Origin of the sequence: Achromobacter sp. ACM03 (assembly GCF_014851665.1) — a bacterium.
Classification (GTDB): domain Bacteria; phylum Pseudomonadota; class Gammaproteobacteria; order Burkholderiales; family Burkholderiaceae_B; genus Achromobacter; species Achromobacter aegrifaciens.
In genome coordinates this window covers 1-15,826 of record NZ_JACVAD010000012.1, presented here as the reverse complement: position 1 = coordinate 15,826, position 15,826 = coordinate 1, and the positions used below count along the sequence as shown (strand labels likewise).

Here is a 15,826-nt window from a genome sequence, read left to right as displayed (position 1 = left end):
GGAGGTTCCCTTCCTGGCCGTTGCGTGGCCTGCACTGAGGACTGCCAGGTGTCCGGATGGAATGGCGTCGGATCGAGATCAGGGCTGGAGGGCCGGGATACGGGTGTGATACGAGTCACTAATACATCAGTGGTACAGCAATTCTACATGTCACAGAACGTGCCGAATATTACTAAATTCACGCCGTAAGACGCCAAGCTGTGCAATTATTTCGAAGCTGTCTGATTTTCAATGACAACTATCGAGACACGGTGTATTAATTTTTCGGGTGTAGCTGTCGTAAGTAGTAGGCGAGCATGGCGCAAGGGCCGGCGCCAGTCTGTCGTGGCTCATCCCAAACCCTCCGTGAGCAACCAAAGTAACCGTAGGAATACAGGGAAAAGAGGTGCGTTGCCTCTGAAGTGTGGCGTTTTTTGCGAAAATAATGCATATTTTAAAAAATGTTACAGTCCTTGGGTTCCCTTTCGAACCGCAACGCCAGGGGCTTATGGATAGGGGGCTTCGTGCGTGAGAGTTACCTGCTCGCACTGTGCCTGACGCTTGCGGGCGCACTTGTAGCGATATGCTGGGTCTTCGTACGCAGGGAACGCCTGCTGCGTCAACGCCTGACGCGCGATGAACTGACCGGGGTCCTGAATCAGCAGGAATTGCACCGGCGCGCCCGTGCCTGGCTCAACGATGCCGAGGGCCGTTCGCGCCGCGGCGCTTTCTTTCTGGTGAGCTTCGAGCAATACGCCGAGATCAGCGCCATGTTGCGCGCCGGCGAAGACCAGGCTCTGCTGGTGCAGGTGGCCAATCGCCTGGGCCTGATCTGCCGGTCCATGGGCGGCATGGTGGCGCGTTCGGGGGCGGATGCGTTCACGGTCTGCGCACCCGACGTGGATGAGGCCGGAGCCGCTCAGGTGTCGGCCAAGCTGCTGGAAGCCCTGAGCGTGCCTTACGAACTCGGCGGGCGTCCCCTGATGGCGATGTTCCGCGTCGGCGCTGCCCTGTATCCCGAGCATGGCCGCAGCGTGGAAGAACTGCAGCGCTGCGTGCAGGTCGCCTTGCTGCCGCTGAAGGAGCGCGGCGGGCCGGGCTGGAACCTGTTCGATTTCCGCATGCTGGCGCGTCAGCGCGACCAGCAGGGGCTGGAGAACGACCTGCGGCTGGCGCTGACCACGCCGGACATGGATCAGTTCGAACTGTATTACCAGCCGGTCTGTGACAGCGGCACCGGCATGGTGCAGGGCTGCGAGGCGCTGCTGCGCTGGCATCACCCCGTGCTCGGCAGCGTCTCGCCCGCGGTGACCATCGAATTGGCCGAGCGCAGCGGCCTGATCGTGCCGCTGGGGGCCTGGATATTGGAGCGGGCATGTACCCAGGCTGCGTTATGGCCGGCGACCTGGCGCGTGCATGTGAACCTGTCAGTCAAGCAGATGAACGAGGATGGCCTGGTCGAACTCGTGTCGAATGCGCTTGCGGCCGCAAACCTTGCCCCGCGCAAGCTGGTGCTGGAAATCACGGAATCCCTCTTCATCCTGCACTACGAACGGCACGTGAAGATCCTGAACACGTTGCGGGCGATGGGCATCGGTGTGGCGCTGGACGACTTCGGCTGCGGCTATTCCAGCCTGAACCACCTGCGCTGCCTGCCGATCGATTGGGTCAAGATCGACCGCAGCTTCATCTCAGCGCTGGAATCCGACGCCGGCAGCCGCGAGGTGGTCTCGGCGCTGTTCGGCCTGTGCCAGGCGATGCATCTGCCGGTGGTGGCCGAGGGCGTCGAAACCGAGGGCCAGCGCGAAATCCTGAAGTCGCTGGGATGCCGGGTCATGCAGGGTTTCCTGTTGGGACGTCCCGCACCGGCCTCCGAAATCCAGGCTTTGGCCTCGGCGGTGTCATAATCGGGGTTGCTTGCAAACCCCACCTGTTGACTCCCTATGCCCGGCAATACCCTAGGTACCCTCTTTACCGTCACCAATTTCGGCGAATCCCACGGGCCAGCCATCGGTTGCGTCGTGGACGGCTGTCCTCCGGGGCTGTCGCTGGATGCCTCCGACATCCAGCTCGAACTGGACCGTCGCCGTCCCGGCACGTCGCGCCATGTTACGCAGCGCCAGGAAGCCGACCAGGTGGAAATCCTGTCGGGCGTATACGAGGGAGTGACCACGGGTACGCCCATCGGCCTGCTGATCCGCAACACAGACGCGCGCAGCAAGGACTACTCCAACATCGCCGACACGTTTCGACCGGGCCATGCCGACTATGCCTATTGGCGCAAGTTCGGCGTGCGCGATCCGCGCGGGGGCGGCCGTTCTTCGGCGCGCCTGACGGCGCCGACCGTCGCGGCAGGCGCCATCGCCAAGAAATGGCTGGCGGAGCAATACGGCGTCAAGGTGCGCGGCTACATGAGCCAGCTCGGCCCCATTGCGATCCCCTTCGTGTCGTGGGAAGAGGTTCCCAATAATCCGTTCTATGCGCCCAATGCCGCGGTCGTGCCCGAACTGGAGGCCTACATGGACCAGTTGCGCCGCGACGGCGACTCCGTCGGCGCCCGGATCGAGGTCGTGGCCGAGAACCTGCCCGCGGGCTGGGGCGAACCGATCTATGACCGGCTGGACGCCGACATCGCGCACGTCATGATGGGCCTGAATGCCGTGAAGGGCGTGTCGATCGGCGCGGGCTTTGACAGCATCGCTCAGCGCGGCTCGGAGCACGGCGACGAAATCACTCCGGACGGTTTCCTGACCAATAACGCGGGAGGGGTGCTGGGCGGCATTTCCACTGGTCAGCCAGTCACCGTTTCGCTGGCCATCAAGCCTACCTCCAGTATCCGCGTCGAGCGCCGCTCCGTGAACCGCGCCAATGACCCGGTCATGGTGCAGACGCTGGGTCGCCATGACCCTTGCGTCGGCATCCGCGCCACGCCCATCGCTGAGGCGATGCTGGCGCTGGTCTTGATCGACCACGCCTTGCGCCACCGCGGCCAGTGTGGCGATCCGGTAGTCTGATACGCTGTTGCTCTTCGAATTGCCTGGGAGGTCTGCCATGAACCGGAAACGTCTTCTGCTGCGCAACGCGGGTGCAGCGCTCGCGCTGGCAGCCCTGGCGGGCTGCACGGGCATGAATACCACGCAGTCGGGCGCCATTGGCGTCAACCGGACCCAGTACATGTCCAGCATGGTGCCTTCGCAGGCGCTGGAACAGGAAGCGACCCAGCAGTACGCCGACATACTCAAGCAGGCGCAGGCCAAGGGCCTGCTGGACCGCGACCCGCAACAGGTGGCGCGGGTCCGCACCATTTCCCAGCGGCTGATCGCGCAGGCAGGAGTCTTCCGGCCTGACGCCGCCAGCTGGAAATGGGAAGTGCATGTGCTGTCCAGCAACGAGATCAATGCCTGGTGCATGCCGGGCGGCAAGATCGCCGTCTACACGGGCCTGCTTGGCAAGATCAAGCCCACGGACGATGAGCTGGCTGCGGTGCTGGGCCATGAGATTTCGCACGCCTTGCGGGAGCACGCGCGCGAACGCGTATCGCAGCAGATGGCCACCAATCTGGGGCTGTCGGTGCTGGCGATCGCCACGGGTTCTTCCGCAGCGTCCGACTTGGGCGGACAGTTCACCAGCGTCATGTTCACGCTGCCCAATAGCCGCACGCATGAAACCGAAGCCGACCGCATGGGCGTGGAGCTTGCGGCCAGGGCGGGATTCGATCCGCGCGCCGCCGTGACGCTGTGGCAGAAAATGGGCGCGGCCGACCAGGGCAGCGCACCGCCCGAGATCCTGTCGACTCACCCGTCCGCCGCATCGCGCATCAGCGATCTGCAGGCCGCAGCCCAGCAGGTGCTGCCGCTGTACGAACAGTCCAAGGGCAAAGCCTCCCGCTGAGGCTCTAGCGGCGGCCGTGACTATTACGGCCGCCTCGATCCGCTGTCTTATGCCGCGGCTGTCTTGACGCCGGGGCCGCGCATGACGGCGATGCCCAGCCTGGCCAGGATGCGTTGGGTTTCGGCATCCGGCACATCTTCTGCATAGACCGCTATCTTCAGGCCGCGCGCGGTTTCCAGCACCGATGCCGTCAACTGCTGGCTGCCGGGGCTTTGGGACATGCCGCCGACGAAGCCGCCGCCCAGTTTCACGTACGACAAGGGCAGGGTGTGCAGTTGCGCAACTGCGCCGAACTGCTGAGCCAGGCGGCGCACGCCGATATGCGTGCCGAACTCCGAGGCGACGCGGGCCAGCGTGGCGATCTGCTCATGGCATTCCACCAGGCCGTGCGCATCGATTTCCAGGTACAGGCGCCGCGCCAGAGACCGGTGTTCGGTCAGCAGCAGCGCCAATTGGCGGAAGAACTTCTGGCCCCGCAACGAGGGCAGAGCCACCCGAACAGCCAATTCGCCAGGGTTGGCGGCCAGCCAGTCCAGTCCCAGGCTCACAGCCTCCAGGTCGCAATCGGCCACCAGATCCAGACGCACGGCCGGCGGGATGAACAGCGTGGCGGGTATCGGCACCTGGTCGGCCGCGGTTCGCAGCATCAGCATCGCTTCGGTGCGGACGGTGCTGCCGTCGGTGGCTTGCAGGGCTTCCGTGGCCAGCTCGAAGCGGTGCTCTTCCAAAGCGGATTGGATCGCGTCCTTCCAGGCGCGTTCGCCCGATTCCGAAGGCGACTGCATGTCGGTCGCGCCAGCGATCACGACATGGTCGTTGCCGGCGCTTTCCGCCCGCATCAAGCCGAAGTCCAGGCGGGCAAGCACCGGCCCGGCCTGGCTGCCGTGGCCATAGTCGGTCATGGCCTGCGCCCAGCGGCACAGATGTCCTTCACCCACGGGGATGCGGGACGCGTGCAGGTCGGCGCGCACCTGTTCGGCCACCATCATGGCCTGCGGCGCCGCGCAGCCGGGCAGCAGCAAGGCGAAATCCGAGCCGTTCAGACGGGCCAGCAGGGGCGATGCCACATGCATGCTCTTGAGCGTGCCGCGGATGCGTTCGCAGGCCGTGCGCAGCCATTGGTCGATGAACTCGCGCGGCATATGGCGATTCAGGTCCGCCAGGTCGCGCTGGCGGAACACCAGGACGTGGCCGCCGTCGATGCTGCGGCCGGTCGTGAGGGCAGGGGCCTCCAGCGCGCGGCGGAACTCGTTGACGAAGTACTTGCGGTTGGGCAGGCCCGTGACTGGGTCCTGGTTCAGTTCCAGTTCCAGCGATTCGATCTTGGCGTTCTGTTCTTCGACGCTGGCATGGATGCGTTCGCGGGTCTGGTTCAACGCCTGCACCACCCCGGAGAGCTCAGGCACGCGCGCCTCGACCTGTTCCGTCGGGGATTCCTGGCCGATGCTGCGCACGTGGTCGCTGATCTCACGCAACAGGCGGTTCTTGATCCAGCCCACCAGCATGAAGGCGAACACGGCCCACAAGATGCCGGCGCCCACCACCAGGGCGATCATTTTGAGGCTGCTGCGCCACAGGGCTTCCCAGGCATAGGCGTCGTTGGCGATCAGCGTGACCTCGCCGATCTGGCGCCAGCCGTCGCTGACGGCATGGCTGGCCGATTGCGTCGTCAAGGGAGCCAGCGCCTGAAACCAGGCGGGGACCGACGCCGCGGTGGCCGTGGATTTCCGTTCGATCAGGACCTTGCCTTCAGGATCGCTCAAGCGCACCAGCGAGAAATGCCCGCCGTCGTACAGCGCCGACACCAGCAGCTCTTGCACGACCGGGTCGTTGTTCGCGGGCTGCGACAGCGACAGCGCCAGCGACACGGCAGCGTCCGTGCTCTGCACTTGCAGTTGGCCGGACAGGTACTCCCGGGCGGAATTCACGCTGAGCGCGAGCGTGCCCAGCAGGATGACGCCGATGGCGAGGGTAACGCTGAGCAATAGCTGTCGAAGTATGGACATAGTCTTATTTCCGGACATCAGGGGCGCACGCCTTCCCGTTCCATGCGTTGAAGTAGATCACGCCAGCGGCTGAGACGGTCAACCGGCGCGGCGGGCTTGCCGTCCACATAGACGCCGTCCGCATTGAAACTGAATACTGGCGTCAGGTCGCGGCGCTGCGTGGCGGGCAAAATGGTCGAGATCAGGTTGTCCAGCACCAGCGGCACGGCGTTGGGGGTTTCGTAATAGCCCAGCACCATGTGGGCGATCTGGGTGCTGCTGGCCGCGCCGCCGATGCGCGCGCGGACGTAGATGAAGCGCAGTTTGTTGGCAGGCACGCCCAGCGCCAGCAGCGTGAAGTACTTGCCGATGACGTAGTCTTCGCAATCGCCCGCGCCCCTGCCCAGCGATTCTAATGGCGTGGCCCAATAATCGGCCTGTTTCCAGATGGTGATGTCCTCGCCGGACATCAGGGAGCGGTTCCAGAAATCATTGGCCTGTGTCAGTGCGCCTTTTTCCTGGGCAGGGGCGGGGCTGCGCATCAATTGCAGCCATTCCGAAACCGCCTTGGAGCCTTTTGCGCCATAGCGGCTGGCCGACAGGCTTTGCAGCCGGTCGGCATTCACTTCCAGGGCGGAACTTCCGCCCCAGCCGCAAGCCAGGCATAGCAAAGCCAATCGGCACAGATTCAGCGTGCGGCGGAAACGGCGGGACGATGGCATGAAACGGATTTTCACATTTTTCCGGGCATCTTAGATGCGCCTTGGGAAAAAATGCGTCATGCGGGGGCGGGAAGAGCTTGGCGCGTCTTCCCTGGAGCTATCGTTCAGGCATGGTCGACGATCAGCTTACCCTTCTGCAGCAAGTCGTTGATGATGGCCTGGTTGTTCATGAACTGGCCGTAGGCATCGTGGGTGAGGTCTACGTTCTCCAGCACGATTTTTTGGTTCGAACCCTGGGTGCCCAGCTTGCCTCGGGTATTCACATCGATGACCGTATCGTTGCCTTCCAGGTGGAAAGCCAGGTACTTGGAGAGTGAGCCGTCATCCTCGCCGACCAGCAATCCTTGCAGATCCAGAATGTCGCCGCCATCGGCGGGCTTCAGGATCGAGAAGTCCTTGATCGTGTCTACGGCTGGCGTGCCTGCGGCGCCTTGGTCGTCGAGTACCCATTTGAACGTATCGCTGTCCGAACCGCCGTACAGAATGTCATTGCCCTTGCCCCCGATCAGAACGTCGTTACCTGCATCGCCAAACAGCGTGTCGCTGCCGGTGCCGCCCGACAGGACGTCATTGCCCTCATCTCCGTGGAGCAGGTCATTTCCACCCTGGCCGTAAAGAATATCGTTGGCCGCGCCGCCATGCAGCTCGTCGTTGCCGCCGCGCAGATCGCCCTGCACGTCGAAAAGCGCGTGGTTGTCCGAGATGAACTTGTGTAGATCGGCGTCGGTCGGTTGGATGCCGTTCTTCAATAGCAGGAACTGCTTGAGCGCGTCGAGGCTGGCCCCGTCGGGAAGACCTGCGGGCCTGGCGGGGTTGCCGTCAACGTTCCACGGCAAGTGATCAGTGTTGATTGCATCACCAAACAGGATGTCCGAGCCCTCTCCACCATGAATCTTGTCGTTAGCGACCGGAGTCGTTCTGTCATAGAGCAAGGCCGCTTGCAGATCCGACGGCCTCTGCAGGAACTGCGAGTTGCCAGTACGAGCAAGGTCACTGTCGATGAGATCCGAACTGTTGTCTGGGCGGCCTGAGTACCACATCCGGATCGTGTTGATAGCGATAGACGCGCCGAAACCGCCATTGCTCCCGCTGATATTGTTGACTATGAACTGGTACCTATAGTCGCCAGGACCGTGGATAAGTGTTTTGGTGTTGGCGTCTGTACCTGCCTCGACTTCTGCCCACGTCGAACCGATCCGCTTTAGCAAGACCCACTTGAACGTGCCAACTTCACGCAATTCTCCCGCATTCACCGTATCGAAGTCGAACGAGACGCCTGCGGAATGGGTCACCGTAATTCTGTCGGCTTCGCGCATGGTTACGGCGAAGGGCTGGCCGTCTGCCGTCGTGTCGGCAATGACCAGGAAGTGGGCGATCTCCGTAAAGGGACCCTCATCCTTCACTGCGTAGCTGCCATAACCTACTCTGCCGTCACCTTCTTGCTGCCAATTCTCGGGATCGTTCGCAGTCAATAGATCTGAATCACCGCCGTCGAACTGAAGAAGATTCTTGTAGTACGTGAATTCGCCGCCGGTGTTGTCATATTTGTCGAGTATGGCGTTATCGAATTTGAAGGTCCCAGAAGTATGAGAAAGGGTGCCAACGCCAATGGCATGCACGTCGCTGATTTCGGCGAGATTGCTGAATTCAGCGTCGCGGTCGTAAGTCAGTTCTAAATCCGGAACGCCATTTGTCAGGAAGTAGGTCAGGTTTTTGTACGGATTGCCGTTGCTGTCAACCGTTGGCTGGCCGTCGAACCAGTCCTTGGTTGCATGGAAGGCCGCGCCATATGGTTTGGTCCAGCTATATGGCTGTAGGCCAAGAAGGGTGTCCACGATTTCGTCAACATTGTCGGGTGTCAGCCCCGAAACCGTCTTCTGCAGCGTGGTTCTGTGGTTCCCGAAAGTGATCAGCGATACGTTGATGGTGCCGTCATGAACCGCCAGTTGAGTCTCCAGCATGGTCTTTAGGGCTGTCTTGACCGTATCGAGTGGTGTTGCCGCGTTGGAATCAACAACCCAATTCATTGAATACGACAGATCCAGAACCAGAGCAATGTTGTAGCTTGTACCCGGCATCACGTTCTTCACCATGCCTCCCTGGTCGCCCAGCAGCACGTCGTTGCCCGAGCCGCCGTTCAAGGTTTCGTCATCGTTGTTGCCACTGACGAATTGGTCCAGATGCAGCTTGAACGTTTGCTGACTAGATGTGTCGTGCCCCCCGTTGGCGGTGCCGCCGGTATCCTTGACCCGAAAGTCGAAGGAGGCGCCGGCGTCTATGCCGGTATTGAAAGCGCCGGGCTCGAACACCAACTTGCCGCTGGCCAGATCTCCGGCACTGATCTCCTGTCCCTGTACCACCGGCTTTCCGTCCAGCAACAGCATGCCGCAGGAGGGCAGGGAGTCGATGATCACGGAGTGCATCGAATCGCCTTCCCCTGAATCGGAGAAAGGAAAGTCGTCGAGACCGAATATGTAGCTATTGCCAGCCGCTACGTTGCCGGTGCAGTCCAGCGAGACGGGGGCGTCATTGACGGACTGGACCTGGAGATCGAGGGTGGATGAGGTCGTCGTCGCGCCGTCCGTCGCGGTGTACGTGATCGGCGGGACATCTCCGTTCCAGTTCGAATCCGGCGTAAAGACATAGCTGCCATCCGCTTTGATGAGGATCGAACCCACGCCAACGAGATTTGCGGTACTGCCTGCGTCGTACTTTGTGTCGTTGACAGTGAAGGTTGTGATTGTCAGCGTGTCGTTGTCGACGTCGACCGCGCCTATGAGCACGTTGCCAGACGCCGAGTGGTCCTCCGATAATTGGTGGACTTGGGCTAGAAGGACTGGCGCGTCGTTGGTTCCGAGGATTTCGATCGTGAGGGTGGCGATGGCCGTGCCTCCCTCGCCATCGGAAACCGAGTAGGTAATCGAACTGTGGGCTTTTTCGCCGATGCCGAGATGCTGGAAGGCAGAGCCAGGGTTGAAGGTGTAGGAACCGTCGGCATTCAGCGTGAAGCTACCGCCATGAGTCCCGGCGATCGCCACGCCGACATTGGCTGCGCTGCCGTTGACGCGTAAAACAAACAGGGTGTCGCCATCCAGATCGCTGTCATTGGCCAGTACACCGTGCTGGGCGTTGACGTTGAGGGTGGTGTCCTCGTCCGTGGTGCCCGTATCGTCGGCAACGACAGGGGTCGTATTGATGACGTTCCAGTGGAATTCCTGGGACGTCGTGGCGCCGGACGCGTCGGTCGCAGTAATGGTGGCCGTATACCTTCCGCCGACACCGCCCTGCGAAGCGGAATGGTCGACATCACCGCCGATAATTCCGGTGTTCGGGTCGATGCTCAAGCCGGGCGGTAAGCCGGTGGCGGTAAAGGTAAGCCTGTCGCTGGTGTCTGGGTCCGAGAAGTGGCCGGAAACGTCGTAGCGCACGCTCGTCTGCGCATCCAGGCTGGAGGTATCGGAGATCGTGGTGGAAACCGGACCGTCGTTGACGCCGGCGATCGTCACGACGACCGTTGCCGTGGCGGCGGCACCGCTGGGGTCCGTGATGGAGTACGAAACGGTACTGGTGGCGGTTTCGCCCGCGGCCAGGTGTTGATGCTCTTTCCCCGGCGTGTAGACGTAGCTCCCGTCAGCCAGAACAGTGAACGTGCCGCCATTGCTGCCCGCGACCGTAACGCCGCTCGAGGTCATGGTCCTGCCGCCGACCGACGTTATTACTAGCGGATCGCCGTCTGGGTCCGTGTCGTTCGCGAGCAGGTTGCCGCGCACCTGATGGTTCTGATCACCTAGTCCTGCATCGTCTCGTGCGGCGGGCGCATGGTTGACGCTGACCGGCGTGGGTGTCTCGTCGTCGTTGCTGATGGCGGCAGTGCTGGACATGCGAGGCAGTACCGCATCGCTGCGACCGGGATTGGAATAGCTCAGATCAAGCGGACTGGTGGTTTCAAGTAGGCGCGCCAAGCGGACGAAGCTGCTGCCACCGGCGCTACCCCCGCCTGCTACCACGGCGGCGGTGGGATCGAGTTCATCGAACAGATCGCGGCCATTGCGCAGGGCTGCCAGCAAACGTTCGGAGTCGGTGCCTTTGGGGGGCGTGACCGCCGCTTCGGACACATCGTCGAGCGTGCCGGTCATTTCGCTGGTCAGCGCGACCTCGCGGCCTTCGCCGATGATGATCGGCATGCCGTTTTCGACTTGAAGGGAAACCGTGGCGCCTGACGCCGTGACGACGTCACTGCCGGCAGGAACCTTGCTGCCGAGGTGCAGTTCGGTCAGGGATCCGTCGCCATGGCGCAACCACGCGCGACCGGAAATTTCGTTGACGATTGCGGGAGACGTATTGGCCATGTTGGTTCCCTCTTCAGGGCGTTATCCAAGATGGCCAGATACTAGATGTCGTTGCCGGGACTAGATACTGGCAACACTTATAGGGTCAAGCAGCAATGCAGATGCTAGGCGGGAAATGCACCGCCGGGAAGGCCGTTGCCGGCCTTCCCGGGGCTTGCTGCTTAGCTGTGGTCGACGTTCAGCTTACCCTTCTGCAGCAGGTCGTTGATGATGGCCTGATTGCTCATGGCCTGACCGTTCGCGTCATGGGTGAGATCAACGTTCTCCAGCACGATCTTCTGATCCGCGCCCTGGGAGCCAAGCTTGCCCTGGGTGTTGATCTCGACGAGCGTATTGTTGGAGTTGGCCGGATCCTGCTTGAAGTTCAAGTACTGCGACAGGTTGCCGTCCTTCTCGCCCACGAGCAGGTCCTTCAGGTCCAGCACATCCCCGCCGTCGACGACCGAGGCCTTCGAGAAGTCCTTGATCGTGTCGATCGCAGGCTGCGCCGTGGTGCCCTGGTCGCCAAGCTGCCACTTGAACGTGTCGCTGCCGCCGTCACCCCACATGGTGTCGTTGCCCTTGCCGCCGACCAGGATGTCGTTGCCGGCGCCGCCGTGGAGCTCGTCGTTGCCGGTTCCGCCATAGAGCTTGTCGTTGCCGTCATCACCCCACAGGACATCGTTGCCGCCCTGGCCGTAGATGATGTCGTCGCCCTTGCCGCCATGCAATTCGTCATTGCCGCCACGCGTGTCGCCAGCCGCATCGAACTGACCCGGATTCTGCTTGATGAACTCGTATATCCGTTCGTTCGTCGGGGCGACGCCGTCTACCGCCTGGAGGTAGTCCTTCAGCGAGTCGAGACCGCCACCATTGTGGGATCCCGCGGGATTGCCGGCCCACGCGAGGTGGTCGGTGTTGATCGCGTCACCGAAGATGATGTCGTTGCCGTCGCCACCGTAGACGGTGTCGTGGCCGACTTCGGCCGGATTGCTCGTGCTGCTGCCTCCCTTGAGAGCGGCCTCCAGGTCGTTGGCGGTGTTGACGATGTCAATGGAGCCAACCTTGCCGGTGACGGTGTCCCAGCCCCAGTTAAACGAGATCTGGCCATTGCCGACAGTGTCCGTATTGTCGAAGAAGCGCAGGATTTTGCTGTCGATGCCAGTCCCGATACCGATGCCGTGGACCTTGCTGGTGCCACTCAGGGCTTTGAAGGCGTCGACGGATTCCTTCATGGTGTTGTAGTCGGTATCGTTACCCGGTCCGTCCACTCCCTTCTTGTCGTTGTAGTAGTACTGCGTCGGGTTTCCGTCGGTCAGGAAGAACGTCAGATTCTCGAACTTCGTACCGCTGGGATTCACTTTGCCCTGATCGGCGAACCACTTCACGGTCGCGTTGAAGGCGGCTTCGTAGTTGGTCCCCGCAGTGTTACCCGTCGCGATAGTCAGATCGTTGATCGCCTTGATCAACTGGTTCAGGTTGGCCTGCGTGAGGTTGTTGAACGTGATCGGATCTTGAGCATGGGTTGCGAAGCCGATCAGCGATACGTTGACGACGCCGTCGTGGTGCTCCAGGTCGGCGGCGAGCTTGACCAGCGCGTCCTTAACCAGTTGCATGCGGTTGACACCGGAACCGGACTGCGCGGACATGCTGCCTGAACGGTCCACCACCAGCGCAATGTTGTAGTTCGTGCCGGGGGTGACGTTCGTGACGTAGCCGCCCTGGTCCGCCAGGATGACGTCATCACCCGACCCGCCGTTCAGCGGCGGTTTGCCGCCGCTGCCGCTGTCGTCATTGCCATGGGTCACCAGGTGATCGGCGGAGATGACGAACTTGTGCTCGGTCGAGGTGTCGTTGCCGCCATTCGCCGTGCCGCCATTGTCCTTCACTTGGAAATTGAAGGAGCTGTCCTGCTTGTCGGCGCCCGGCGTGAACTTCAGCAGGCCTTGTTCGATGGCCGACTTCGGAATCTCCATGCCGGCCGTGACCGGCTTGCCGTTATAGGTCATCGTGCCGCTGGTGGGCGGTTGGGTGATGATGACGCTTTGCAGGCTGTTGCCTTCCGCTCCATCGTCGAAGCGGAAATCGTTCAGCGAGAAGACGTACTGGTTATCGCCAACTTCCAGGTTCGCGGAACCGTCCACGGTCGTGGGCGCGTCGTTGACGCCATTGATGGTGATGGTGATGGTGCTGGTGGCCGAGCCGTCGGCGGAGGCGACCGTGTAGGTCTCGACGATGCTTTCGCCCGCCTTGAGGAACTGGATCGCGGCGTTGTTGACGTTGTAGGTATAGGTGCCATCGGGTTTCATTACGATGACGCCCAGCGCTCCGCCGGCATGCGTGCTGTTGGTGAGCTTGAGGGTGGCGGTGTCGAAGGTCGACTGGCCGGCATCGGGATCCGTGATCGTGACCGCGCCCTTGACGGTGAGATTTCCGCCCGTGACGTTCACATCTTCCGTGACCGACCGGAAGTCGTTGGTCATCACCGGCACGTCATTGGTGCCATTGATCGTGATGGTGATGGTCGTGGTGCTGAAGTCGCCGTCGGAATCGCGGATGGTGTACGAGAACACGTCCGAGAGCTTGTCGCCTTGCCCCAGTGCATTGACGCGCGGATCGGTGTTGTTCAGGGTATAGGTATAGGTGCCATCGGCGTGGATGGTGATCTTGCCGTACACGCCATTGACCTCGGCGTTGACGTTGCCTTCGATCGCCTTGTTCGCGTTGGCCGAACCCTTGGCCACGCCGACCACCGTGGTCACGTCGGCGCCCACGGCGTCCGCACCGGTGCCGGTGATGACGTTGCCGGTGGCTTCCAAGACCTTGTCTTCCGTCACACTGGCCGTGTCCGGCTTTGCCTCGGGCGCCGTGTCGGTGATCTGGATGATCAGGCTGCCGCTGCTGCCGTGGCCGCCAGCATTCTTGGCGGTCACGATGAAGTCGTCATGCACGCTGTCCTTGCCGTTCGAGTGATTCTGGGATTTCCCCTTCTCGGTATAGGTGTAAGTGAGCTTGCCGGTAGCTGGATCGTAACCGGTGATCTTGAGCGTGCCCTTGCCCGTGGTCAGGCTGACGGGGTTGGCATTCGTCGCCTTGGTGACGTCCACGCCATTTACGTCGACGCTCACGATGCCCAACGCCGCGGAAATCTGCATCGTTCCCGTAACGGTGTCGCCGGTGGCTTCCGCCACCTTGTTCGTCGCGTTCGTAACGGCGGATTCCGCGGTGGAGGTCACGTTGAAATGCGTGTTCACCTTGTCGCCGTCGCCATCCGTTCCGGTAACGCCAACCGTGAAGTCCATCGGGCCGGCGGGAACGCTTTCCGTATAGGAGCCGGTCGTGAGGAAGGACATCTTGACGTTGCCGCCCGCGGTGACCTCGATACTATCGAATTGAGAGAACGAGGGGGTGCCCAGGCTCAACATCTCCTTCGTGATGTGGATGGCGCCAGTCGTACTGTTCACGGGTATGGGGATGACCTTGGAAACGCCATCGCTCCATATCGTGACATTGAGCGTGCCGCTCCCCTTGACTTCCGCGACATTCAGCGTGAAATCCGAGAGGGCTTTCTTGAAGTCCATGCGGAAGCTTTCGCCCGAGTCGAAGGAGGTGTTGCCGATCCCGAACGAATTTCCGCTGCCGAACGTGTTGGCATTGAACGTCTTTCCGCCGCCGGCGCTCAGCGTGGCATAGCCGAGGTCATAGGTGGATTGGGGGTTGTTGCTGATCGAGGAGGCCAAGTCGATCGACGCGGTCGTCCCGGGCCGGGCTTCGTGCTGGGTGACGGTATAGCCGCCCTCCGGATTCAGGGTCACCGTGAAGATCTTGGTCCCGTTGGGCGAGAAGATGTCGACCGAAGACTTGTTGAGCGCGCTGGTCGTCCAGTTCTGCGGCAGCTGACCGACAGACGACACGACCAGCGTGGCGCCCACGGCGTCGGCGCCCGTATGGAATTCCAGGGTGCCGGTGGCGCTGGTGGCGGCATTCTCCATCACAGTATTGGAGACGGCGCCGAATTCCGGACTGTCATCCTCGATATTGATCGTGATGGTGCCGTTGCTGGTGGCGTGGCCATCGCTGACCTGCACGCCGATACCCAGCTGGAGCACGTCCTCGACCGAGTTCGTCGGGTGATCCACTTGGCCCGACAGGGTTACGGTGTAGCCACCCGCGTCGGTCATCGTGACAGTGATGACGGAGTTTCCGTGGAAGTCCTTGCCGACCAGGGTGTGGCCATTGTCCGACAGGGTCCAGACGACAGGTTTTCCTTGTGAGGTCAGGGCGTTGTCCGCCGGCTTGACCAAGGTGACGGTATGGGTGTCCTTCACATCCAAATCGGAGATGGTCAGGTTGCCGGAGTAGGTGACAGCGTTCGTCGTATCCGTGGTGCCGTTGCTGTCAGGTATGCCGTGCGGCAGGCCTTCTTCAGACAGGTTGATGCTGGCGCTGCTAATCGAGGGCAGATCGTTCGTGCCGGTGATCGTAATCGTCAGCACGGCCTCGCTCTTGTCGCCGTCGGCATCGGTGATGGTGTAGCGGATGGTCTCGGTCAGCAATTCGCCCGCCTGCAGCCCCTGGACAGCTTGCAGGCTGTTGTTGAGCTGATAGGACCAGGTGCCGTCGCCATTGTCTACCAGCGTGCCGTACTTGGCATCGCCGGTAGTGATGACCGTCGTGACTGCATCGGCGCCGAGCGTGTCGTTGCCCAACAAGTTGCCGGAGATGGGGGCGGTCGTGCCTTCCGTGATGCCCGCCGTGTCGTTCTTGGCCTCAGGAGCGGTGTCGGTGATGAGTACGACCAGGTCGTCGGACTTGACCTGGTTGGCCGCATCGGTGACGGTGACGGTGAACTTGTCGGTGACGGAGTCGTCGCCGGCGGTGTGGTTCTTGGCCGTCCCATCCTGCTGGTAGCTATAGGTGA

Annotated in this window: 7 protein-coding genes and 1 pseudogene; 3 read left to right on the top strand and 5 right to left on the bottom strand. The window is 61.8% G+C overall.

Features of this window, described 5'->3' with window-relative positions:
* The first annotated feature begins 503 nt into the window (after nucleotides 1–503).
* Genes IB257_RS30575 through IB257_RS30565 form a run of 3 tightly spaced genes read left to right on the top strand, consistent with a single transcriptional unit; the run spans nucleotide 504 to nucleotide 3,870 of the window.
* Nucleotides 504–1,886 carry a bifunctional diguanylate cyclase/phosphodiesterase gene (locus IB257_RS30575; protein WP_054458572.1) on the top strand — a complete coding sequence of 461 codons (1,383 nt, stop codon included), beginning with the start codon at nucleotides 504–506 and terminating at the stop codon, nucleotides 1,884–1,886.
* Nucleotides 1,887–1,922: 36 nt separating this feature from the next.
* Complete coding sequence (aroC, locus tag IB257_RS30570) at nucleotides 1,923–2,993, top strand: chorismate synthase (protein ID WP_192493301.1); 1,071 nt, start codon at nucleotides 1,923–1,925, stop codon at nucleotides 2,991–2,993.
* Between the two features lie 37 nt (nucleotides 2,994–3,030).
* Nucleotides 3,031–3,870 (top strand): M48 family metallopeptidase, encoded by an 840-nt coding sequence (locus IB257_RS30565; RefSeq protein WP_054458568.1) that lies wholly within the window; start codon nucleotides 3,031–3,033, stop codon nucleotides 3,868–3,870.
* Between the two features lie 47 nt (nucleotides 3,871–3,917).
* Here the strand turns inward: IB257_RS30565 and IB257_RS30560 are convergent, their stop codons facing one another.
* From IB257_RS30560 to IB257_RS31900, 5 genes and pseudogenes are all read right to left on the bottom strand, one after another.
* A complete protein-coding gene (locus IB257_RS30560) occupies nucleotides 3,918–5,876 on the bottom strand; it encodes a LapD/MoxY N-terminal periplasmic domain-containing protein (protein ID WP_119450725.1) in 1,959 nt (652 codons plus the stop codon).
* Between the two features lie 17 nt (nucleotides 5,877–5,893).
* On the bottom strand, nucleotides 5,894–6,577 hold the full coding sequence (locus tag IB257_RS30555) for a transglutaminase-like cysteine peptidase (protein WP_175162500.1): 684 nt from the start codon (nucleotides 6,575–6,577) through the stop codon (nucleotides 5,894–5,896).
* Between the two features lie 104 nt (nucleotides 6,578–6,681).
* Nucleotides 6,682–10,926 carry a retention module-containing protein gene (locus tag IB257_RS30550; protein WP_192493300.1) on the bottom strand — a complete coding sequence of 1,415 codons (4,245 nt, stop codon included), beginning with the start codon at nucleotides 10,924–10,926 and terminating at the stop codon, nucleotides 6,682–6,684.
* 161 nt (nucleotides 10,927–11,087) lie between these two features.
* The gene (locus IB257_RS30545) at nucleotides 11,088–15,233 is read right to left on the bottom strand and encodes a VCBS domain-containing protein (protein WP_370540141.1); all 4,146 of its coding nucleotides are present in this window, start codon (nucleotides 15,231–15,233) and stop codon (nucleotides 11,088–11,090) included.
* Between the two features lie 159 nt (nucleotides 15,234–15,392).
* Nucleotides 15,393–15,653 (bottom strand): annotated as a pseudogene (locus IB257_RS31900) (VCBS domain-containing protein); the annotation flags it as partial.
* Nucleotides 15,654–15,826: the final 173 nt, after the last annotated feature.

Coding starts and splice junctions, on each gene's coding strand:
- aroC (WP_192493301.1), top strand. CDS start 1,923: ATGCCCGGCAATACCCTAGGTACCCTCTTTACCGTCACCAATTTCGGC.
- IB257_RS30565 (WP_054458568.1), top strand. CDS start 3,031: ATGAACCGGAAACGTCTTCTGCTGCGCAACGCGGGTGCAGCGCTCGCG.
- IB257_RS30560 (WP_119450725.1), bottom strand. CDS start 5,876: ATGTCCATACTTCGACAGCTATTGCTCAGCGTTACCCTCGCCATCGGC.
- IB257_RS30555 (WP_175162500.1), bottom strand. CDS start 6,577: ATGCCATCGTCCCGCCGTTTCCGCCGCACGCTGAATCTGTGCCGATTG.
- IB257_RS30550 (WP_192493300.1), bottom strand. CDS start 10,926: ATGGCCAATACGTCTCCCGCAATCGTCAACGAAATTTCCGGTCGCGCG.